Annotated in this window: 22 protein-coding genes; 8 read left to right on the top strand and 14 right to left on the bottom strand. The window is 63.6% G+C overall.

Annotated features, from left to right (window positions below; genetic code table 11):
- Positions 1–2 precede the first annotated feature (2 nt).
- Positions 3–662: an HAD family hydrolase gene (locus tag NKH22_RS06290; protein WP_023689170.1), complete on the top strand. Its 660-nt coding sequence runs from the start codon at positions 3–5 to the stop codon at positions 660–662.
- 111 nt (positions 663–773) lie between these two features.
- Positions 774–2360, top strand: coding sequence for an FGGY-family carbohydrate kinase (locus NKH22_RS06285; protein ID WP_352909179.1), 1587 nt, complete (start codon positions 774–776; stop codon positions 2358–2360).
- A 53-nt stretch (positions 2361–2413) separates the two neighbouring features.
- Here the strand turns inward: NKH22_RS06285 and NKH22_RS06280 are convergent, their stop codons facing one another.
- The 7 genes from NKH22_RS06280 to NKH22_RS06250 form a co-directional block, all read right to left on the bottom strand.
- Positions 2414–3505: an ABC transporter ATP-binding protein gene (locus NKH22_RS06280; protein WP_352909177.1), complete on the bottom strand. Its 1092-nt coding sequence runs from the start codon at positions 3503–3505 to the stop codon at positions 2414–2416.
- 2 nt (positions 3506–3507) lie between these two features.
- A complete protein-coding gene (locus NKH22_RS06275; RefSeq protein WP_352515098.1) occupies positions 3508–4554 on the bottom strand; it encodes an NAD(P)-dependent alcohol dehydrogenase in 1047 nt (348 codons plus the stop codon).
- A gap of 15 nt (positions 4555–4569) precedes the next feature.
- The gene (locus NKH22_RS06270) at positions 4570–5382 is read right to left on the bottom strand and encodes a carbohydrate ABC transporter permease (protein ID WP_023671259.1); all 813 of its coding nucleotides are present in this window, start codon (positions 5380–5382) and stop codon (positions 4570–4572) included.
- Between the two features lie 11 nt (positions 5383–5393).
- A complete protein-coding gene (locus NKH22_RS06265) occupies positions 5394–6260 on the bottom strand; it encodes a carbohydrate ABC transporter permease (protein WP_023683583.1) in 867 nt (288 codons plus the stop codon).
- A gap of 97 nt (positions 6261–6357) precedes the next feature.
- Positions 6358–7629 carry an ABC transporter substrate-binding protein gene (locus tag NKH22_RS06260; protein WP_023693095.1) on the bottom strand — a complete coding sequence of 424 codons (1272 nt, stop codon included), beginning with the start codon at positions 7627–7629 and terminating at the stop codon, positions 6358–6360.
- A 229-nt stretch (positions 7630–7858) separates the two neighbouring features.
- A complete protein-coding gene (locus NKH22_RS06255; RefSeq protein ID WP_023752497.1) occupies positions 7859–8776 on the bottom strand; it encodes an AraC family transcriptional regulator in 918 nt (305 codons plus the stop codon).
- A 94-nt stretch (positions 8777–8870) separates the two neighbouring features.
- On the bottom strand, positions 8871–9680 hold the full coding sequence (locus NKH22_RS06250) for a helix-turn-helix transcriptional regulator (protein WP_023693096.1): 810 nt from the start codon (positions 9678–9680) through the stop codon (positions 8871–8873).
- A gap of 113 nt (positions 9681–9793) precedes the next feature.
- On the opposite strand from NKH22_RS06250, the gene NKH22_RS06245 reads away from it, so the two are divergent.
- The 6 genes from NKH22_RS06245 to NKH22_RS06220 all read left to right on the top strand — a co-directional run bounded on the left by NKH22_RS06245 (position 9794) and on the right by NKH22_RS06220 (position 16250).
- Positions 9794–10930 (top strand): ABC transporter ATP-binding protein, encoded by a 1137-nt coding sequence (locus NKH22_RS06245; protein WP_023693097.1) that lies wholly within the window; start codon positions 9794–9796, stop codon positions 10928–10930.
- On the top strand, positions 10911–12074 hold the full coding sequence (locus NKH22_RS06240; RefSeq protein WP_023693098.1) for an ABC transporter substrate-binding protein: 1164 nt from the start codon (positions 10911–10913) through the stop codon (positions 12072–12074). Before NKH22_RS06245 ends, NKH22_RS06240 begins: the two co-directional genes overlap by 20 nt.
- 34 nt (positions 12075–12108) lie before the next feature.
- Positions 12109–12999 (top strand): ABC transporter permease, encoded by an 891-nt coding sequence (locus NKH22_RS06235; protein WP_196813865.1) that lies wholly within the window; start codon positions 12109–12111, stop codon positions 12997–12999.
- Positions 12999–13811 carry an ABC transporter permease gene (locus NKH22_RS06230; protein WP_352909174.1) on the top strand — a complete coding sequence of 271 codons (813 nt, stop codon included), beginning with the start codon at positions 12999–13001 and terminating at the stop codon, positions 13809–13811. Before NKH22_RS06235 ends, NKH22_RS06230 begins: the two co-directional genes overlap by 1 nt.
- 28 nt (positions 13812–13839) lie before the next feature.
- Positions 13840–14601, top strand: a complete 762-nt coding sequence (locus tag NKH22_RS06225; protein WP_023736909.1) for an SDR family NAD(P)-dependent oxidoreductase — start codon at positions 13840–13842, stop codon at positions 14599–14601.
- A gap of 245 nt (positions 14602–14846) precedes the next feature.
- Positions 14847–16250: an MATE family efflux transporter gene (locus NKH22_RS06220; RefSeq protein ID WP_352909172.1), complete on the top strand. Its 1404-nt coding sequence runs from the start codon at positions 14847–14849 to the stop codon at positions 16248–16250.
- 52 nt (positions 16251–16302) lie between these two features.
- Here the strand turns inward: NKH22_RS06220 and NKH22_RS06215 are convergent, their stop codons facing one another.
- From NKH22_RS06215 to NKH22_RS06185, 7 genes are all read right to left on the bottom strand, one after another.
- A complete protein-coding gene (locus NKH22_RS06215) occupies positions 16303–17106 on the bottom strand; it encodes an ABC transporter permease (RefSeq protein ID WP_023729764.1) in 804 nt (267 codons plus the stop codon).
- On the bottom strand, positions 17103–17957 hold the full coding sequence (locus NKH22_RS06210; protein ID WP_352909170.1) for an ABC transporter permease: 855 nt from the start codon (positions 17955–17957) through the stop codon (positions 17103–17105). Before NKH22_RS06210 ends, NKH22_RS06215 begins: the two co-directional genes overlap by 4 nt.
- Positions 17954–18991 (bottom strand): ABC transporter ATP-binding protein, encoded by a 1038-nt coding sequence (locus NKH22_RS06205; protein ID WP_352909168.1) that lies wholly within the window; start codon positions 18989–18991, stop codon positions 17954–17956. Before NKH22_RS06205 ends, NKH22_RS06210 begins: the two co-directional genes overlap by 4 nt.
- Before the next feature lie 95 nt (positions 18992–19086).
- A complete protein-coding gene (locus NKH22_RS06200) occupies positions 19087–20175 on the bottom strand; it encodes an ABC transporter substrate-binding protein (RefSeq protein WP_023671275.1) in 1089 nt (362 codons plus the stop codon).
- Between the two features lie 64 nt (positions 20176–20239).
- Positions 20240–20887, bottom strand: a complete 648-nt coding sequence (locus tag NKH22_RS06195) for an amino acid ABC transporter permease (RefSeq protein ID WP_023739697.1) — start codon at positions 20885–20887, stop codon at positions 20240–20242.
- Complete coding sequence (locus NKH22_RS06190; protein ID WP_023671277.1) at positions 20884–21540, bottom strand: amino acid ABC transporter permease; 657 nt, start codon at positions 21538–21540, stop codon at positions 20884–20886. The genes NKH22_RS06195 and NKH22_RS06190 overlap by 4 nt, the downstream gene beginning before the upstream one ends.
- Positions 21541–21546: 6 nt before the next feature.
- The gene (locus NKH22_RS06185) at positions 21547–22341 is read right to left on the bottom strand and encodes a transporter substrate-binding domain-containing protein (RefSeq protein ID WP_352909167.1); all 795 of its coding nucleotides are present in this window, start codon (positions 22339–22341) and stop codon (positions 21547–21549) included.
- Positions 22342–22398 lie beyond the last annotated feature (57 nt).

Genomic DNA, 22398 nt, shown 5'->3' with positions numbered 1-22398 from the left:
CAATGACGCCCGAACTGGTCATCTTCGACTGTGACGGCGTGCTGGTCGACAGCGAGGCGCTGTCGGTTTCGGCTCTGCTCGGCATGATCTCTGCCGCCGGGGGCTCGGTCAGCGAGGATGCCGCCTACGAGCATTTCCTCGGCAAGAGCATGAAGAGCGTGCGCGAGATACTTCTTCGCGATTTCACCATCGACATCACCGACGTGCATCTTACCGACATGCGCGTCGAACTGATGCGCAAATTCCGCGAGGAGCTGAAGCCGATTCCCGGCATCAGCGACATCCTGCCGAGGCTGGGCGTGCCCTGCTGCGTCGCGTCCTCCGGCACGCTCGACCGGATACGCTACGCGCTCGACGTCACCGGTCTGCTCGGCCTGCTCGAGCCGCATCTGTTCAGCGCCGCCATGGTCGCGCGCGGCAAGCCGGCGCCGGATCTTTTTCTCCATGCCGCCGCCGCCATGGGCGCGCATCCCGGTAATTGCATCGTAATCGAGGACAGCCCTGCCGGCATCGCGGCGGCGCGTGCGGCCGGCATGCGCGTCTTTGCTTTCACCGGCGGTTCGCACGCCGGCAACCCGGCCTTGAAAGCGCGGCTTGCGTCGAGTGAACCGGACTTTATATTCGCGGACATGCTGCAATTGCCCGATCTGATTGCAGGCTAGAGCATGATGCCGAAAAGTGTGAATCGGTTTTCGGAACGACATCATGCTCTACTTCTTTGATTTAGAGACGGCTGAAATCATCCGGCTCTAGGGAGCGAGAGTAAAAGCATCTTGACGAAAAGCTTCGTTTGCGCGGTCGATGTCGGCACCGGGAGCGCCCGCGCGGGCATTCTCGATACGTCAGGCACCTTGCTCGGCCGCGCCGAGCATCCGATCGTCATGAACCAGCCGAAGGCCGATCACGCCGAGCACAATTCGCAGGATATCTGGTCGGCGGTCTGCATCGCGGTGCGTGCCGCGCGCGAAAAGGCCGGTGTGTCAGCCGACGATATTGTCGGCATGTCGTTCGACGCCACCTGCTCGCTGGTGGTGCTGGACAGGAATGCCGGCCAGCTCAGCGTCTCGGTGACGGGCGAACGGCGCTGGGACACCATCGTCTGGCTCGACCATCGCGCCATCGCCGAGGCAGATGAATGCACCGATAGCGGCCACGCCGTACTCGACTATATCGGTGGCGTCATGTCGCCGGAAATGGCGACGCCGAAGCTGATGTGGCTGAAGCGCAATCTGCCGGGAACTTGGCATGAAGCCGGCTACCTATTCGACCTCACCGATTTCCTGACCTGGAAGGCGACCGGGTCGCTGGCGCGCTCGCAATGCACGCTGACCGCCAAATGGACCTATCTGGCGCATGAGGAAACCGGCTGGCGCCGTGACTTCTTCGACAGGGTCGGGCTTGGCGATCTGTTCGAACACGGCAGCCTGCCGGAGAAGGCAAGTGCTGTCGGCGCAGACATCGGCACGCTCACCCCTGAAGCGGCGGCGGAGTTGGGCTTGAGCGAAAACTGTCGGGTCGGCGCCGGCGTCATCGATGCCTATGCCGGCGCGCTTGGCGTGCTCGGCGGCTTTGCTGGCGACGAGCAGAATATCGGCCGCCATCTGGCATTGATCGCCGGCACCTCGTCCTGCGTCATGGCCATGTCGCCCGATCCGCAGCCTTTCGCCGGCGTCTGGGGTCCATACTATGGCGCCGCACTGCCAAAGCTCTGGCTGTCGGAAGGCGGCCAGTCGGCTACCGGGGCTTTGCTCGACCACATCATCCGCTGGCATGGCGCCGGCGGCGAGCCGGATGCGGCCATGCATGCCAAGATCGCCAGGCGCGTCGCTGAACTGCGCAGCACCGAAGGCGACAAGCTGGCGGCGAGGTTGCATGTGCTGCCGGATTTCCACGGCAACCGCTCGCCGCTTGCCGACCCGCATGCCGTCGGCGTGGTCAGCGGGCTGACGCTGGATTCCTCCTTCGACAGTCTGTGCAAGCTGTATTGGCGCACCGCCGTCGGCATCGCGCTCGGCGTGCGCCATGTGCTGGAGGCGCTGAACGAGAACGGCTATCTCATCGACACGCTGCATGTCACCGGCGGCCACACCAAGAACCCGTTGCTGATGGAGCTTTATGCCGACGCGACCGGCTGCGCGGTGATCGAGCCGCTGGCCGACGAAGCCGTTCTGCTCGGCACCGGCATGGTCGCCGCCACCGCGGCCGGTCTGTTCCCGGACCTGAATGCCGCTTGCGTCGCCATGCAGCAAGGCGGCAGGGCGCGCACCTCGAACCCGGCCGCGTCAGGCCGCTTCGACCGCGACTACAGGATCTTCCTCGAAATGCACCGCCAGCGGCAGGCGCTCGACGCGGTCGGCTAGAGCAATTCCAGGAAAAGCGTGAAACGGTTTTCCGTCCGGAATTGCGTACAGATTTAGGCTTCTCGCCGGCGCAAGGATGCGCCGGTCGCCGCGTCGAACAGATGCACGCTCTCCTCCTCGAATGTGCAGCGCACAGGCGCGCGCAACGCCGGGCATTCGCGGGCCGATACCAACGCACCGACCTCCTTGCCGCCGCAGGCGAACGTCACCAGCGCGTCATTGCCGTGGAACTCGATGAGGTCGGCGGTGCCTTGCAGAAGATTGATGCTCTGAGCGCCGGCGGTCTTCAGGTCCGGCGGTCGGATTCCAAGCACGGCGCGCCGGACGCCGCGTAGATCGAAGCCCGAGCCTTCTATGGAGAAGCTCGAGCCGCCGCCTGTCAGCGTCCAGCGTTCGTCCTTCCGCCCGACGGCCACGTCGATGAAATTCATGTTCGGCGTACCGATGAAGCCGGCGACGAACAGATTGCCCGGCTGGCGATAGATCTCCGCAGGCGAGCCGATCTGTTCGATAACGCCATCCCTGAGCAGCACTATCCGGTCGGCCAGCGTCATCGCTTCGAGCTGGTCGTGGGTGACATAGACGGTAGTGGTCTTCAGCAACTGGTGCAGGCGGGCGATTTCGACCCGCATGTGGTTGCGCAGCTTGGCATCGAGATTGGACAGCGGCTCGTCGAACAGGAACACTTTCGGCGTCTTGATCATGGCGCGCGCAATCGCCACGCGCTGCTGCTGGCCGCCGGAAAGTTCGGTCGGCTTGCGGGCGAGGTAAGGTTCGAGGCCGAGCGTCGTTGCCACCGCCTCGACCCGCTTCCGGATCTCGGCCGGGGGCACTTTCTGTCGCTTGAGCCCAAAGGCGATGTTGTCGAAGATCGTCATATGCGGGTAGAGCGCATAGTTCTGGAAAACCATGGCAATGCCGCGCTCGCCGGGCTCGAGATCGTTGACCACTTTGCCGCCGATCGACACTTCCCCGCCGCTGATATCCTCCAGTCCGGCCAGCATCCTGAGCAAGGTCGACTTGCCGCAGCCGGACGGGCCGAGGAATACGACGAATTCGTGCTCCTCGATCGAGAGATTGAGGTCGCGGATGACGGTGGTGGCGCCGTAAGCCTTGTCGACATGGGAGCAAACGATCGCGGACATGGTCAGCCCTTCTCGCCGGTAAGAAGGATTTGCAGCTTGACGTCTTGCGGCTTGCCTTGCGCCGCCCGCTCGAAGGCCTCGATGCTGTCCGAGAAATCATAAGTGCCGGTGATCAGCGGCTTGAGGTCGACCTTCCCCGAGGCGATCAGCTGCAGCGCGCGGTCGAAGATGTTGGCGTAACGGAACACCGTCTCGATGCGCACTTCCTTGGAGATCGCCGCCGGAACGTTGAGAGTGACCGGTTCGACCGGCAGTCCGACCAGCACCACCGCGCCGCCCGGCCGCACGACATCGAACAGGTCGGCGAATGCCTTCGGGCTGCCGCTCGCCTCGAACACGATATCCGCGCCCCAATTGTCGGTCGCGGCGGAGACTGCGTCGACCAGCGATTGGTCGCCGATATTGACCGGCACGATGCCGGGATATTGCGCGGCAATCTTGAGCTTGGGTGCGGAAAAATCGGAGATCAGCACCTTCGAGCAGCCGCCGGCCAGCGCCGCCAGCGCGATCATGATGCCGATCGGGCCGCAGCCGACGACGACGGCGACGTCGCCCGGCACGATGCGGGCGCGGCTCGCCGCCTGCATGCCGATGGCAAAGGGTTCGACCATCGCGCCTTCGGCGAAGGTGACATTGTCCGGCAGTCTGTAGGTGAAGGCGGCCGGGTGCACGGCATAGGGCGCCAGCACGCCATGCACAGGCGGCGTCGCCCAGAAGGAGACGTCAGGGTCGACATTGTAGATGCCGAGCCTGGTCGCGCGCGACGACAGGTTCGGCACGCCCGGCTCCATGCAGACGCGGTCGCCGACCTTCAGCGTGCCGACATTGGCGCCGATCTCGACGATCGTTCCCGCGGCTTCGTGGCCGAGCACCATCGGGGCCCGCACGACATAGCTGCCGATGGCGCCATGGGTGTAATAGTGCACGTCGCTGCCGCAGACGCCGACCGTGTGGATGGCGATCTTGACATCGCCCGGTCCGACGTCGAGCGGCAGCGCGATCTCGCGCAGCGACAGTTCGCCTTTTTTCTCAAGCACCAGTGCCCGCATAGGTAAGTCCTCGCATCAAGTCTTTTTTTGCCGGAAAACGGAATTCAGGAAGCCGCTGAGCACGCCGAGGAACAGCAGCGGCGGTAGCGACAACAGCACGACCGAGGCGTTGAGGATTCCCCACGGCACGTTCATGCCTTGCTGTGAAAGTTCGGAAGCGACGATCGGCAATGTCTTGGCGTTGGAACTGGACAGCATCAGCGCGATCAGGAATTCGTTCCACACCAGCACGAAGCTGAAGGCGACGGCGCCGATCAGCGAGCGCGCCGCTACCGGCAGCGCAATGCGCCAGAACACCGAGTAAGCGCCGTAGCCGTCGACGAAAGCGGCTTCCTCGATTTCCTTCGGCACGGCCTGGAAGGCGGGAATGGCGAGCCACATGATCACCGAGATGGTGAGCAGCGAATAGGTGACGATCAGCGCCGGCAAGGTGTCGTAGAGCCCGATCTGCAGCCAGATCACCATCAGCGGAATGGCGACTGCCACCGGGGGCAGGAAGCGCAGCGACAACACGAAGAACTGGATGTCGCCAGCGAAGCGATTGGGATAGCGCGCCACCGCATAGGCTGCCGGAAGGCCGAGCATGACGCCGATCAGCACGGCGACGCCGCAGGAAATGACCGAGTTATAGAGACCGGTCATTACGCTGTCGCGGCCGATGATGTAGCTGATATTGTCGAAGGTCGGGGTAAACACCAGGCGCGGCACGCGGGTGATGATGTCGACATTGTTCTTCAGCGAATTGACCGCCGTCCAGGCGAGCGGAAACACCGCCATGAAGCCGGCGAAGGCCAGGATGATCTTCCCGATAAGGCGGCCCGGTCTCATGCGATACGGCCTCATGCCTGCACCCGCTTCCACAGCATGGTGAAGGTGATGACAGTCGCGATCATCATCAGCACCGCCATGGCCGAGGCATAGGACACCTTGCCGGATTCGATGAAGCCTTGCGAGAAGGCGTACATGTCGAGCGTCTCGGTCGCCACGCCCGGCCCGCCGCGCGTCATCACATAAATCAGGTCGAAGGAGCGCAGCGATTCGATCATCTTGACGAACATCAGGCTGATCAGCGGCGCCTTCAGCATAGGCAAGGTCACATAGGCATGGATCTGCCAGCGTTTGGCGTGGTCGAGCCGCGCCGCTTCGATCGGCTGCGGCGGCAAGGTCTCCAGAAGCTTCAGCACGATGACCGCGAAGAACAGTCCCCACTGCCAGACATCGACCGAGGCGACGGCAAACAGGGCCGTCGACGGCTTCGACAGCGGGTCGAAGATCAGCCCGCCGGTGATCAGCCTGTAGGGATAGGTGGCGATGCCGTAGAGCGGATGATAGGCAAACTTCCACACGAAGGCCGCCGAGACACGCGGCAACAGCACCGGGATGATGAACAGCAGGCAGTAGATGTTGCGCAGCCGCGGCGACGCTACTTCGAACATCAGCACGCCGAGCCCGATCGCCACCATCATCGTCGCCACCACGGTGACGATTTCCCACTTCACCGAAACCCAGACCGCGTTGAGGAAACGCCGGTCGGCGAACAGGTCGATGAAGTTCGACAGCCAGACCCAGGAATAGTCCGACGAGCTCAGCTCGCGGTTCTGCAGCGCAATGACGATGGCGTACAGCGTCGGCACCATCGACAGCACCAGAAGAATGGCGAGCGTCGGAACCAGAAACGTCACGGGCAGGGAAGAGCGTCGGCGCATTGCCTATCCTCGGGCTGTGCCCTTTTGGAGAGACCCGCGGCGCACAGGTCCCGGCATCCGGTCGAATGCCGTGGACCGCGCGCCGCGGGCGGGAGGATTACTTCTTCTTCACCAGCTCGTTGGCGTAGGCCTCGAGTTCGTCGAGGCCGCCCTTGACGTCGGTGCGCGTGCCGGTGACCAGCTCTTCCAGGATGATGCCCCAGCGGTCGCCGAGATCCGGCCAGCGCGGATCCTGCCAGAAGTTCACCGCCGTCACCTTGCCGGTATCGGCAAGCGCCTGGCCGAGATCGGCGCCATAGATGTCGGCGAACTCCTTGCTGGACAGCACGCTGGTGCGGTTGAGCTCGCCGAATTGGTGCGCGTCGAGCCGGCGCTTCTCGTTCTCTTTCGACGTCGCCCAGGCGATGAACAGGCCGGCGCATTGCTTCGCGGCGTCATCGGCATTGGCCTTGGCGGCGATGGCGAGGCCGTGGCCGTAGCCGCCGCCGGTCAGTGGCGAGGGCGGCGGCAGGAAGCCGATCTTGCCGACCACTTGCGAGGTCTTCGGGTCGACCGCCATGCCCGACAGTGGCGTCGATTCGACCAAGATGGCAACCTGGCCCGACAGGAAGGCGCCGGTCGATTCATCCCAGCTGCCGGTCTGCGTGCCGGGCGCTGAATCCTTGAACAGTTTAAGATACGTCTCGGTCGCTTTGACCGCGGCCTCGGAGTTGAAAGCCGGCTTGTCACCGTCGAACCATTTTCCGCCATAGGCCTTGAAGAACGGCATCCAGCGCCAGACATTGGCGCCCGAGCCACGCGCGCCGCGCAGCGCGATGCCGTACATGCCCTTGTCGGGATCGGTCAGCTTCGGCACGTCGGCGATCAACTCGTCCAGCGTCTTCGGCGGCTGGATGCCGGCGGCTTCCAGAATGTCCTTGCGGTAGACCATCAGGTCGCCGCCGCCGGTCAGCGGCGCGAACCACACCTTGCCGTCATAGGTGGCGACCTTCTGCCGGCCCGGGTCGAAATCGGCGTAGTCGTAGTCAGCCGGGTAATAGTCGGTGAGCGGCACGATCCATTTCGACGAGGCGAACAGCGCGACATTGGCTTCGTCGACATAGTAGACGTTGTAGTTGCCGACCGTGGACGCATCGGCGCGCGACTTTGCCCGGCGGTCGTTCTCGTTGAGATAGTCGATCTGGAAGCTGGCGCCGGCCAGTTTCTGGAACTCGTCCTTGGACGCTTCCAGCAGCGTCAGCCCGTCACGCGGTTGCGCCAGCACCTTGACCGGCGCCGAGCAGACCGGCGCCGCCAGCGCCATGGTCGAGAGGGTCGTGGTAAGCATGAAAGCTGCGCTTATGCTCGCAGCGAGCCGAATTGGTTTCATTGATTTACTCCTCCAGGAACAGTCGCAGGAAGCGGAAGTCTTCGGTTGCGCGATCCTCGCCATCGCCCGAGCGACAAGCCACCCATCGCCAAAATGAGGAGTTGCTAAAGGCCGCGCTAGAAGCCCCGTTGCAGCAGACCTGTACTTTTATGCATTGTGCGCTGCAAAATCCGGCCCGCCTGCACAGCCTCTGTCACATGAGTACCGACGGAGTGAGGAAGGCCGGTTTTCAGGCGCGCATCGTCATCCGCTGCTTCGACAGCTTGCGGTAAGATGACGGCGTCATCCGGTGCTTGCGCAGGAAGGCGCGGTTGAAGTTGGCGATGTTCATGTAGCCGACCTGGAAGCAGATGTCGGTGATCGGAATATCGGTGTCCGCCAGCAGCTTGCAGGCTTGCCAGAGCCGGAGCTTGGCGATGTGGTCGCTGAAACTGTTGCCGGTGTTTTTCTGGAAGAAGCGCGAAAACGTGCTTTCGCTCATCCCCGCCAGCTCCGCCGCCTCCGGCAGCTTCAGGTCCTCGGCGAAGTGCTGGAAGAGATAGGTCAGCGTGCGCTGGATGATGTCCAGCGAGGTTGCGTCGAGCGCGGGTGAGAAATCCGGCGAGGACAAAAGCTCGTATTCGTCGGTCCTGGCCAGCAGATCGACCAGTTCGAGGAAGAGGCAAAACCGGGCGAGCCCGTGCACGGTGCCCATCCTTTCCATCAGCGCAGCGCCGTCGAGCGCGGCGCGGCCATGGAAGACGATGCCGCGCAGCGATCGCTCCAGGAACGGTTCTAGTTCGCGCAGCTCCGGCAGCAGTCCCGCCGAGCCGCGCAGCCGCTGCGGATCGAATTGCAGCACGATGTCGCGTCCTTCGATCAGCTCGCCGGGTTGCACCGATGTCACCCAGTCATGCGGCAGCCCGCCGCCGACGATGCTCAGGTAGCCCGGCCCGAATTCGCCGATGTGATCGCCGACCAGCGCGACCCCGGAAGACTTCCTCAGGAGATGGATCTCGTATTCCGGATGAAAATTCCAGACATTGCGCTCCCAGGGATAGTCGTCGAGCCGCCACAGGAAACTGTCGCTCGCCTCGGTGACGATGTGCTCGAAAGCCGGCACCGTGCGAGGGATCGCGGCCGTGTTCTTTCTGCGCCTGAATGCCATCGTCTGCTCTCCGGGGCGTATGAGGAAGCGACTGGTTTCGGGTAATCCGTAGCAGTCTGTTGCCCGCAAGTGAACGATGTCTGCCTCAGCGATTTCAACGCCGGCTCTCGATGATCTCGATGAAGCGGGCGAACAGCCCGGCCTGGGATTTGATGCCGAGTTTGCGATGGATGTTGCGGCGATGAACCTTCACCGTTCCCGGCACGATGCGCATGGCTCTCGCGATCGACTCGGTGGAATGCCCCTGCAGCACCAGATCGACGACATGCTTTTCGCGCGGGGTCAGCGACAGGCTTTCCCAAATGTGGGCGCGGTCGAACTCGTTGACGGCGGCGATCGTCTCGCCCTGCTCCGCTTCGTCCTGCTCCTCGGCCGCAAGTGCGGGCCAGCGCAACCGGGCGAAGTTGATGACCGCCGGCGCCATGTCGCGCAGCAGCCTGGCATCGGCGGTGCCGAAGGGACCCGAGGCGTGCAATCGCATCAGCGACAGCACCAGGGCATCCTTGCCGGGCAGCGGCACGAAGAAGCCGACCTCCTCGGCCAGCCTTGTCTGGCTATAGTAGGTGCGAAAATACTCGCTGGCATAGAAGCGGTCGGGCGCCAGTTCGCGCATGCGCCAGAACCCCTCCTTGCGCTCCACCGCCGCGTGATGAAATGGGTCGAGCAGATAAGGTCCTTCCTGATAGAGCGTGACGAAGACATGGCTCTCGGCCGGCGAGAAGGTTTCGAACAGCAGCGGCGGTCGCGAGGCGCCGCGGTAACCGAAGATCACGCAGTGGTCGAAGCCGACATGCTGGCTCAACCAGCCGACCATTGCCTTGCCGAATAGGTCGCCGCTCGTCTCCCGTGTCGCCGCGACAAGGGCTGCGAGCCGGCTGTATTCGTCGCTGCGGGACGCACTCAATCTATACCCCCTCAAACGAGAAAATAGATCAGATATACCACCAGCGAGGTATATACTAGACGCCATTGGCTCTGGTAGCGTCCTGGAATAGCCCTGTTGCTGGAGCCAGCACTTTGACCGCAGTGCCCGACATCGAGTTTCGCGGCGTCACCAAGCGCTATGGCGCCGTGACCGCTGTCAGCGGCATCGATCTGGCTGTGCCGCCCTCCGCCTTTGTCGCCCTTCTCGGACCGTCCGGCTGCGGCAAGACCACATGCCTGCGCATGATCGGCGGCTTCGAGCAGCCGAGCGAAGGCCAGGTGTTCATCCGCGGCCAAGACATGGCCGGCACACCGCCCTATCGCCGCCCGGTCAACATGGTGTTCCAGCAATATGCGCTGTTTCCGCACCTCGATGTCGAAGCCAATGTATCCTACGGGCTGCGCCAGGCACGGCCACGCCTGTCGTCGCAGGAAATCGGCCGTCGCGCCGGCGAGGCGCTCGAAATGGTGCGGCTCGCCGGCTATGGCGGCCGCAAGATCCACGAACTGTCCGGCGGCCAGCAGCAGCGCGTCGCGCTGGCGCGCGCACTGGTCAACAAGCCGGCCGTGCTGTTGCTCGACGAGCCGCTGGCGGCGCTCGACAAGAAACTGCGCACCGATATGCAGATCGAGTTGCAGAACCTGCAGCGCGAGATCGGCATCACCTTCGTGCTGGTCACCCACGACCAGGAGGAAGCGCTGTCGATGAGCGACTTCGTCTGCGTCATGAATGGCGGCCGCATCGTACAGCTCGGCCAGCCGAGCGAGATCTATGACGAGCCGGCCGACCTGTTCGTCGCCGACTTCGTCGGCAAGACCAATCTGTTGAGCGGCAAGGTTGCCGGGCATACAGGCGATCTTGTCAATGTGGCGCTGGCGGACGGAACCGTTATTGCCGCGCGCAAACGAACCGCCTTGCAGCAGGGCGAGACCGTTTCTATCAGCCTGCGTCCTGAATCGCTAAGCCTCGGCGCCACCAAAGGCAGCCCTTTCAAGGGCATCGTGCGCAACCGGATCTTCTTGGGCTCGACGGCGGAATACGCCATCGAGGTGCAGGGCATCGGAACGCTGCTGGCCAAGGCCGACCATGTGATCGGCCATGGCAATCTCTTCAAGCCGGGCGAACCCGTCGCCATCGGCTTTGCCTCTGGGACGCCGCTGGCGTTTCCGGAGAACAAGAACAACGGGACCAACCAGAGGGTAGCAAAAAATGTCGAAATCATATCGTGACGGACTGCCGATTAGCCCCGAGAACTTCGTCGACCAGCTGATGCGCCTGAAGCGCGGCTCGATCGGCCGCCGCGATTTCCTCGGCCTCACCGGCCTGGGCATCGCAACCGCGGTGATGGCGCGCGAGCTCGGCATCATGCCGACGCCGGCCTTCGCCGCCGAAAACCTCGGCGACCGCATGTCGATCGCCACCTGGCCGAACTATCACGACCCGCAGACCTTCGAGAATTTCAAGAAGGACACCGGCGTCGCCGTCGAGGTCAACGTGTTCGGCTCCAATGAGGAGATGCTGGCCAAGCTGCAGGCCGGCGCCTCGGGCTGGAGCCTGTTCGTGCCGACCAACTACACGATCTCGACCTACAAGAAACTCGGCATCATCGATCCGCTCGACATGGCCAAGCTGCCGAATTTCGACAGCTCCCAGGAGGACCCGCGCTTCACCTCGGAAGGCACGATCGACGGCACGACCTACGCGGTGCCGAAGAACTGGGGCACCACGGGCTTTGCCGTCAACACCAAGAAGCTGGCCAAGCCGATGACGAGCTGGAAGGAGTTCTGGGACGTCGCCATGGCTGAGGGCGATGGCCGCACCATGGTCCACGACTACCAGCTGACCACAATCGGCAACGCGCTGAAATATCACGGCTATTCCTTCAACTCGCTGAAGCAGGACGAACTCGCCAAGGCCGAGGAGCTGCTGCTCAAGGTCAAGCCGCATCTGTTCGCGGTCTCGTCCGACTACCAGCCGGGCATGCGGGCGGGCGACGCCTGGATGACCATGTGCTGGACGAATGACGGCGCACAGCTGCATCGCGATATCCCGGAGATCGCCTATGTGCTGGGCAAGGAGGGCGGCGAAATCTGGACCGATTTCTACGCCATCCCGAAGGACGCGCCGAACAAGCCGGCCGGCTATGCCTTGCTCAACTATCTGATGACCCCTGAGGTCGCGGTGAAGGAGCATCTGGCCAACGGCGCGCCGTCGACCGACGCACGCGTCAACAAGCTGCTGCCCAAGGAAGTGCTGGACAATCCGATCCTCTATCCGGCGGCCGACCTGTTGACACCGCTGGAATTCGGTGCGGCGGCGACGTTGACCGATCCCGGCCGCGCCGAGCTGATGGCGCGCTTCAAGTCGGCTTGAGGCCGGCCTGACGCAAACGGAAACCGGTGGGCCTATGTCCGCCGGCATCGGGGCGGTTTCCATGCACGGCAACAGATTTCGGTATAACATCCTGACAGCGCTGCTGCTCGCTCCGGCTACAGCGTGGCTGGTGGTGTTTCTGGTGTTGCCGTTCGTCGCCATTGCCGTGTTCAGCGTCGGCGAGCGGGCGCCGGAGGGCGGCTACCAGGCCGCCTTCACGCTGGCGCAATATGCCAACCTCCCGGCGCGGGCGACTGCCTTCTGGAACACGATGATGCTGGCGCCGGTGGGCGCGCTTGCCTGCCTGCTCGTCGCCTACCCCGTCGCCTACTACCTTGCCCTGAAGGCGCCGCAACGCTGGCGGCTGATCCTGCTTGCGCTCGTCGTCATTCCGTTCTGGACCAGCCTTTTGATGCGCACCTACGCCTGGATGTACATTCTGGGCGGACGCGGCATTCCCGCACTGCTGGCCTTTGTCGGCATCGAGGATGTCAGGTTGATCAACACGCCGGGCGCCGTGCTGCTCGGCATCGTCTATGGCTATTTGCCCCTCATGATCCTGCCGATCTATGTCAGTCTCGAGCGGCTCGACCGAAGGCTGCTGGAAGCCTCCGCCGATCTCGGCGCGACCCCGCTCTCAACCTTTCTGGGGGTGACGCTGAAGCTGTCGCTGCCGGGCGTCATGACCGGCTTCTCACTGGTCATGATCCTGCTGCTTGGCGAATACCTGATCCCGACCCTGCTTGGCGGCGGCAAGGTGTTCTTCATCGGCAACGCGCTGGTCGACCTGTTCCTGCAGTCGCGCAACTGGCCGTTCGGATCGGCCATCGCCATCACGCTGGTGGCGGTTTCGGTGGTGGTGCTGATCGCGGCAAACCGCATTTCGACACGGGTGTCGGGCGCCCGCAGGGTGGATCTGATCTGATGCGCGCCTTCGTCACAGCCGTCTTCGCCTTCCTCTATCTGCCGATTGCGTTGGTCGTGCTGTTTTCCTTCAACGCCGGCCGCCATGCCAGCGAGTTCACCGGCTTTTCGGTGCAGTGGTACGGCACGGCGCTGTCGAACCCGTTCCTGGTCGAGGCATTGAAGAACAGCCTGTTCATCGCCACCACCAGCGCGCTTCTGGCGGCGGTGTGCGGCACGGCAGCCGCACTCGGCCTGGCGCGGGTCGGGCCCAGAACCCGCGCCGTCTTCGACGCGCTGATGGGTGCCGCGATCGTCGTTCCCGGCGTCGTCATCGGCATCTCGACGCTCGTCGCGCTGGTCCAGTTGTTTGGCGTGCTCAACCCGTTCCTCGCCTCGATCTGGCCAAACGACCAGCCGCCACGCCTGTCGCTCGGCTATGGATCGATCATCGCCGCGCATGGCCTGTTTTCGATGGCGCTGGTAACGATGATTGTCGGCACGCGTCTCGCCAGCCTCGACCGCAACCTGGTCGAGGCCTCGAGCGATCTCTACGCCACGCCGCTGACGACGTTCCGCTCGATCGTGCTGCCGCAGATCATGCCGGCGGTGATCGCCGGCTTCCTGCTCGCCTTCACCTTCTCCTTCGACGATTTCATCGTCGCCTTCTTCGTCGCCGGCGCGCAGACGACGCTGCCGATCTATGTCTTCGCCTCGATCCGGCGCGGCGTGACGCCGGAAATCAACGCCATCGCCACCATCGTGCTCGTCGCCTCGGTTCTTCTGGTGGTGCTTGCCCAATGGCAGCTGCGCCAGCGCCAGCCGTCAAACTGAACAAGCCATCCAGCTGAAAGACAAATTCATGCTCCTCAAAGACCGCATCGCCGTGGTGACGGGCGCCGGTTCCGGCATCGGCCGCGCCGGCGCCATGATCATGGCCAGGGAAGGCGCGCTGGTGGTCATCGCCGACCGGGATAAGACCAGCGGCGAGGCGACAGCGGCGAGTATCCGCGCGGCTGGCGGGCAGGCCGAGGCCATTGTCACCGACGTCTCTGACGACGCGGCGGTAGGGCAGCTCATCACAGGCACTCTCGGCAAGTATGGCCGCATCGACATTCTGCACAATCACGCCGGCATCCAGGTCGGCGGCACGCTGACCGAGGTCGAGGTCGATGGTATGGATGCGTCCTGGCGCATCAATGTACGGGCGCAGTTTCTGGCCGCGCGGCTGGTCATGCCGGCAATGGTCGCGCAAGGCGGCGGCGTCATCCTCAACACGGCTTCGAATTCGGGCGTCTTCTACGACCGCGAGATGATCGCCTATGCCACGTCCAAACATGCCGTGGTGGCGATGACCAGGCAGATGTCGCTCGACTATGCCCGGCACAATGTGCGCGTCAACGCGCTCTGCCCCGGCTGGGTCGACACCCCCTTCAACGAACCGTTCATCGCCCAGATGGGCGGACGCGAGGCGATCGAAACCTATGTCCGCACCAGGATTCCGATGGGCCGCTGGGCGAGCGCCGAAGAGATCGCAGAAGCGATCCTGTTCCTCGTCTCCGACCGCTCATCCTTCATGACCGGCCAGGCACTGGTGATCGACGGCGGCGAAAGCATCGGCTGATCTAGAGCAATTCCAGGAAAAGTGTGTAACGGTTTTCCGTCCGGAATTGCGTAAAACAGATAAGGGCAGCCGGATAGGAGGGTTCCCGCTTCTGGCTCAATCGCCGGCTGCCCGTCGTCCCTTGCCTTCATGCCGCATTTCGTCCAATAGAACGACGCAAACGCTGCGAAACCGAAGGTTTTGCCGTTTGGAAGTGCGGCTTCCGGCCTCGTTGCCGACGCGCCGCAATCGGAAAGAGCAGGACAATGTCTGCGATCGAAGCCGGCGCTCGTGCGCCGGAAAATCTTTGGCGTCAGGAAATCAGGGCGACGCTGGCGCTGGCCTGGCCGATGGTGCTGACCAATCTCGGCCAGACCGCGATGACCGCCACCGACGTCATGATGATGGGGCGTCTGGGCGCGGACACGCTGGCCAGCGGCGCGCTTGGCGCCAATCTCTATTTCATGCCGCTGATCTTCGGCCTCGGCCTGATGCTGGCGACCTCGCCGATGATCGCCACCGAGCTTGGCCGCCGGCGCTATTCGGTGCGCGATTTGCGCCGTACCGTGCGCCAGGGCCTGTGGCTGGCGATCCTGATCTCGATCCCGATCTGGATCGTGCTGTGGCATGGCGAGGCCATTCTGCTGGCCATGGGCCAGGAGCCGGCGCTCGCCCACCAGGCCGGCATCTATCTGCGCTGGCTGGAATGGGCGGTGCTGCCGTTCTACGGCTATATCGTGCTGCGCTCGTTCATCTCGGCGCTGGAGCGGCCAGGCTGGGCGTTGGTCATCGTTTTCGTCGCCGTCGCCTGCAACGCCTTTTTCAACTGGGTGTTCATGTTCGGCAATCTCGGCGTCACCTCGATGGGCATTGCCGGTTCGGGGCTGGCGACCACGCTGTCGAGCACGCTGATGTTCTGCGGCCTGGCAGCCGTAGTGATGCTGGAGAAGAAGTTCCGCCGCTACCGCCTGTTTGGTCGCTTCTGGCGCTCCGACTGGCCGCGTTTCAAGGGTCTGCTGCGGCTCGGCATGCCGATCGCCGGCATCCTCGCCTTCGAGGTGACGATCTTCAACGCGGCAGCCCTGCTGATGGGCCTGATCGATGCGGATTCGCTGGCCGCGCACGCTATGGCCATCCAGATCGCCTCGATCTCCTTCATGGTGCCGCTCGGCCTCAACCAGGCTGTGACGGTGCGCGTCGGCCTGGCCCACGGCGCCGGCAATCCGGCCGGCGTTTCGCGCGCCGGCTGGACCGCCTTCGTCATCGGCGTCTCGTCCATGGCGCTGATGGCGCTGGTGATGGTGCTGTGGCCGCATCTGTTGATCAGCGCCTTCATCGACATGACCGATCCGGCCAATGCCAAGGTGATCGCGCTGGCCGTGTCGTTCTTGGCCTTTGCCGCGCTGTTCCAGATCTTTGACGGCGCGCAGGCCGTTGCCGCCGGCATGCTGCGCGGCCTGCACGACACCAAGGTGCCGATGATTTACGCGGCGATCGGCTATTGGGGCATCGGCCTGCCGCTCGGCGTGCTGCTCGCCTTCCATTTCGGCTTGCACGGCGTCGGCATCTGGATCGGCCTGGCGTCGGGGCTGGCCGTGGTGGCGGTGCTGCTCCTCGCGCGCTGGCTGCGGCGGGATAGGATCGCGCCGCCGCTCGTCTTCAGCCATTAAAAGCAAAACGGCCGCCGGGTTCGGCGGCCGTTCTCGTTTGGCGTGGCTGCGCTCAGCTCCCGTCCGACGACATCGCGCCGAGCAGTCTGCGTATATCGCCGAACCTGGCGATCGAGCCGAACACCAGTGCCGCCACCGCGACGAAGAACACCGACACCGAAGCCATGGTCGGTGTGTAGCCGTAGCGCAGCGCGTTGAAGATCTTGATGGGCAGCGTCTCGGTGGTGAAGCCGATCGTCATGTAGGCGACGATGTATTCGTTGAGCGACAAGACGAAGGCGAAGGCGTAGCCCGAGACGAGGTAGGGCAGGATCAACGGCAGCACCACGGTTTTCAGCACTGTGCGGTCATCGGCGCCCATGGTCGCCGCGGCCTCGACCAGCGAGCGGTCGATCGAGGCAAAGCCGAGCGACAGCGTCACCAGCGGCAGCGTCACGAAGAAGATGGCGTGGCTGATTATGGCGGTGAAGAACTGGCCGAACTGCCCGACCGTCGCCCAGAAGGAGAGGAAGCCGAGCGCGGTGATGACCGGCGGCAGGATGAAGGGGGCAAGCCCCAGCACCTGGAAGATGTTCGCCCATGGCGCGATGCGCCGCCACAGGAACCAAGCCAGGGGCAGCGCGACCGCCACGGCAATGGCCGCCGAGCAGACGGCCAGCGTCACCGAATGGATCAGCGCCAGCCGCCATTCCGGATCGGTGAAGATCTGAGCGTACCAGGCGAGCGAGAAACCGACCGGCGGGAAGGAGAGCTCCTGCCGCGAATTCACCGACACGCCGGCGACGACGATCAGCGGCGCCGCCAGGAACAGCGCGACGATGGTGAAATAGACACGGCGCAGCAAGGTCGCGGTCATAGGGCGTTCTCCCTTCGTCCGACGAGCAGCGTCAGTCCGACCAGCGCCAGCGAGATCAGCACCAGGAACACCGCCATTGCGGCCGCGAACGGCATGTTGGACTGGTAGATCGCCTGGTCGGTGATCAGCACCGACAGCGTCCAGTGTTGCGGGCGTCCCAGAATCTGCGGTAGCAGATAGGAGCCGAGCGCAAAGACGAAGACCATGATCAGCGTCGCCACGATGGTGTTGCGCAGCGCCGGCGCGACGACGTTGAAGAAGGCCCGGATAGGCGAGGCGCCGAGCGTGCGTGCCGCTTCGAGCAATGTCGGGTCGAGGCGGACCAGAGCGGGATAGAGGACCAGGATGGTGTAGGGCAGCGCCTGGTAGACCATGCCGGTCAGCACCGCGCCGAAGGCCGGCAGCAGCGCCACCGGCTTTTCCATCAGCCCGATCGCCACGAACAGATTGGTGATGCCGGCGGTGCGCGAAAACAGCGTCGACCAGGCAAAGCCGATGATGACCTCAGACAGCGACAGCACCGACAGCAGGCCAACCAGCCACAGCGTCTGCACGCGGCGCGGCCGACGGGTCAAAAGGTAGGTGAAGGGGAAGGCGATGGCGACGCAGCAGACGGCGACCAGCACCGCCAGCATCAGCGAAAAGCCGAGCACGCCGCCGAAGAACACCGACAGGAAGCGGGCGTAATTGTCGAACACGAAGTCCGGCGTGTAGAAACCGGACGGGTTGCGCTTGAAGAAGCTCACCGCGATCATCGTCGAGAACGGCACGACGAAGAAGACGATCAGCATCAGCGCCGGAAAGAACAGCGGCGTGTAGTCGGCTAGCGACTTCGGAGCCTCGCGTCTCATGCGCCGAGCACCACGCAGCTGCCGGGCGGCAGCGTTACGCCGACCTGGGCGCCGACCGGCACGTCATGCCGCTCGCGCGGCGTCGTCACCGCAATGATGCTGGTGCCGCCGACATCGACGAAGGTCTCGATGGTGCCGCCGAGATCGCGAACGAAACTCACCTCGCCGGTGATGGCCGAGCCGCCGGGGCTGCCGAGATGCACATCCTCGGGGCGGACCGATACAGACGCTTTAGTCTGACCCGCCGGCATGGCAAGACCTGGAATGGCTGTGCCCAGAATGGTGGTGCGCCCGGTGCTGTCGATCTCGGCCGGCAGCAGATTGGTGATGCCGATGAAGTCGGCGACGAAGGCGTCGGCCGGCTTGCGGTAGATCTCGATCGGCGGCGCCGCCTGCAGGATCCTGCCGTGGCCCATGACGACGACGAGGTCGGCCATGGTCATGGCTTCGCGCTGGTCGTGGGTGACGACGATGGTGGTGATGCCCAACCGCTGCTGCAACTGGCGCAGTTCCACCTGCATGGCCTCGCGCAGTTTGGCGTCGAGCGCCGACAGCGGCTCGTCGAGCAGGAACAGTTTCGGCGACAGCGCCAAGGCCCGTGCAATTGCCACGCGCTGGCGCTGACCGCCCGACAGGTTGGCCACCGGGCGGTCGGCAAAGCCGGTCAGATGGATGAGGCCTAGCAACTCGTCGACGCGCTTCTTCTGCTCCTCCTTCGAGGCGCCGCGAATGCGCAGCGCATAGGCGATGTTGTCGCCAACAGAGAGATGCGGAAACAGCGCCAGCGACTGGAACACCATGCCGAGATTGCGCTTGTGCGTCGGCAAAGGCGTGATGTCCTCGCCGTCGAGCACGATGGCGCCGCTGGTCGGCTCCTCCAGTCCGGCAATCATGCGCAGCAGCGTGGTCTTGCCGCAGCCCGATGGGCCGAGCAGACACACGAACGTGCCATGCGGCACGTTGAGCTGGACATTGTCGACGGCGGCGAAGTTGCCGAATTTTTTGGTGACGGCGTTGATATCTAGTCCGGACATGCTCATCCCTCTCAGGCTGTGCGCTGGAGCAATTCCAGGAAATGGCCGCCGGAGGAAATCCGGCGGCCGATCAGTTTTCAAGCGGAACGGGCGGCTCAGCCGACGATCAGCTCGGTCCACTTCTGGTTGATCCAGTCGGCCTTCGACGTATAGAGGTCATAGCGCGGGATGATCGGATCGATATCCGACGACACCGCGGCGAACTCTTCCGGCTTGAGGTCGAGCACCTCTTTCTTCAGCGTCGGCGTGGTGCCGACCTTGCGCGACATCAGACCCTGCATCGACGGCTGGCTCATATAGTCGATGAATGCATGCGCCTCGTCGACCTTGGTCGAGGCGCGCGACAGCACCCAATTGCCGGAGTCCTGGATGCCGCCTTCCTTCGGGAAGGTCGAGCGGACATGGAAGCCGTCGGCGACCGCGAGGCCGGTGACGTCGTGATAATACTGGCCCATCGGGATCTCGCCCGACTTCAGCGCCTGCTCGAACTGCGCCTCGTCGCGATACCACAGCCGGACATTCGGCTTGAGCTCGGCGAGCTTTTCGAACGCCTTGTTCAGTCCGTCCTCGGTGTCGAGCGCATTGGTGCCGCCCATGAAGGTCTTGGCTGTCACTTCGAGCAGGAACGAGTTCGAGGCAAGTGCCAGAAGGCCAAGCTTGTCCTCATTGGCCTTGTCCCACAGCGTCTCCCATGAGGTCGGCGCATCTTTGTAGACATCGGTGTTGGAGACCAGCGTGATCCACCAGGCGACGGCGCCGATGCCGGCAACGCGACCATCCGGATATTTGTTGACGAAGCGCGGCAACAAATCGTTGTAGTGCTTGAACTTCGACGTATCGAGCGGCGTCCACAATTCGGTCGACTGGCCCTTTAGCGTCGAGGTCTGCGACATCATCGAAAGGTCGGCCGGCGCCTGGCCGGCCTTGGACGCTTGTTCGAGCTGCACCAGCCAGGCTTCGCCGGTCGGCTCGGCGACCGATTCCACTGCAATGCCGGTGGCCTTGGTAAAATCTGGGAAGACGTGCTCGTCAAAGGATTTCTTGAAATAGCCGCCATAGACGCCGACCTTCAGCGACTTGTCCTGCGCGCGCAGGATCGACGGCATGGCGAGCACGCCGGCTGTAGCGAGGCCCGCACCAAGCACGCCGCGCCGTGTCAGAGATTTTCCGATCAGTCTGTTCATCTGGTTTCTCCTCAGTTGATGCCGTTCCCGGCAGGTTCCCTTCACGCACTGTCGCCCCCTGGCGTCAGTGGGCCGCCGCTCGTTGTTCGAGCGTACGGGCGTATTGCGTCAGTGGAAAGCACATGACGAAGAAGATCAGCGCCACCAGCCCGTAGACCTTGAACGGTTCGAAGGTGGCGTTGTTGATGGCGTTGGAGGTTCTGACCAGCTCCTCGAAGCCGATGATCGAGGTCAGCGCCGTCGATTTGATCAACTGCACCAGGAAGCCGACGATCGGCGCCCTTGTGATCGAGAACGCCTGCGGCAGGATGATCAGCCTGAGCTCCTGCAGGCGGTGCAGGCCGAGGCTGGCGCCGGCATCCCACTGTCCCAGCGGCAGCGCATCGACGCCGCTGCGCCAGATCTCGGCCAGATAGGCGCTGGCGAAGAAGGTCAGGCCGAGCACCGCTGCCGTCCATGGCTCGATGCGCAGGCCGAGCATCGGCAGGCCGAAGAACATCAGGAACAGCTGCATCAACAGCGGCGTTCCCTGGAACAGGGCGATGTAGCCGGAAGCGACCCGCTGGCTCCATTTATTCTCTGCGATCCTGAAGAACAGCACGATCAGCCCGACCAGCGCCCCGCCGACAAAGGCGGCCAGCGACAACAGCACCGTCCAGCGGGCGGCGAGCAGCAGATTGCGAACGATGTCCCAGAAGGTGAATTCGATCATGTGACACCTGCCCCCAATACGCGGCGCCCGCCTGTGACCAGCAGCCGGCGCAAGGCCATGGACAGGACGAGGTAGACCAGGGTCACGACGAAATAGGTTTCGAAGGACCGGAAGGTGCGGGCTTGCAGCATGTCGGCCTCATAGGTCAGCTCGCGCACGGCGATCTGCGACACCACGGCCGATTCCAGCATCATGATGACGATCTGGCTGGTCAGCGCCGGGTAGATCACCTTGAGCGCCTGCGGCAGCACGATCTTGATGAAGACCTGGCGCGGTCTCAAGCCCAGTGCAAGCGCTGCTTCCGTCTGTCCGCCGGGCACGGCATCGAGACCGGCGCCGACGATTTCAATGGTGTAGGCCGCCATGTTGAGCGTCATTGCCAGCATGGCGGCCAGGATCGGGTCGAGCCTTATGCCGAGGCTGGGCAGGCCGAAGAAGATGAAGAACAGCTGCACCAGGAACGGCGTGTTGCGCATCACCTCGACATAGACCGCGATGGCGCGCTTCACGAATACCGGGCCGTTGCGCCGGCCGGCAGCGCCCAGGATGCTGAGCAGCGTGCCCACGAGCGTGGTCACGACGATCAACAGGATCGTCGTGGCCGCGCCGCGCGCGATGTCGCCCACAGCACCTGGGAGCCAGGCAAAGGCCACGAGAACTCAATCCTTGAGGTTGTCGGGATTGAGCGGCGTCTTCAGCCAGGCCTTCGAGCTCCCGTCGAGCTTGCCGTCGGCCAGCATCTTGGCAACCGCATCATTGACCGCCGTCTTCAGCCGGTCCTCTTTCTTGTTGAGGCCGATATGCGAAGGCGAGGTCAAAAGCTGGAACTTCTGCTCCGGCTTCAGCGCGTCCTGCTTGGCCAGCACCTGCGCGCCGACATCATTGCCGACCACCATCAGCTGGGTCTGGCCGGAGATGAAGGCCTGGATGACGGAATTGTAGTTGTCGAAGCGCTTGATGTCGGCCGATGACGGCGCCGCTTCGGTCAACGACGTATCCTCGAGCGTGCCGCGATTGACGGCGATCGACTTGTCGGCGAGATCTTCCTTGCCTTTGATCGAAAGCGCTGCCGGACCGATGACGGCGATGTAGTAGGGCGCATAGGCGGCGGCGAAATCGATCACCTCCTCGCGCTCCTTGGAATAGCCGACGCTCATCAGGATATCGACGCGCTTGTCGGTGAGATACGGGATGCGGTTCTGGCCGGTGACGCTGACCAGATTGAGCTTCACCTTGAGTGAATCGGCGATCGCCTGCGCGACGTCGACGTCATAGCCCTTGATGCTCATATCGGCGCTGGCCGAGGAGAAGGGCGGAAAGTCGGAGAAGATGCCGACATTGATGGCGCCGGCCTTGGTGATGTCGTCGACGGCGTCGGCATTGGCCGGGGAGGCGAAGCCGAGGCCGGCGAGCATCAGCGCGGCGGCGATGGTTGATTTCATTTGGATTGTCATTGGTATTCCCCTTCTGGAAGCTTGTTTGTTTTGGAAACGGCCGCCGGCTCCAGCGCG

The organism is Mesorhizobium sp. M1252, assembly GCF_040318265.1.
In the GTDB taxonomy this organism is placed as follows: domain Bacteria; phylum Pseudomonadota; class Alphaproteobacteria; order Rhizobiales; family Rhizobiaceae; genus Mesorhizobium.
Note: the sequence above shows the minus strand (reverse complement) of the source record. Positions and strands in the feature narration are given on the sequence as shown.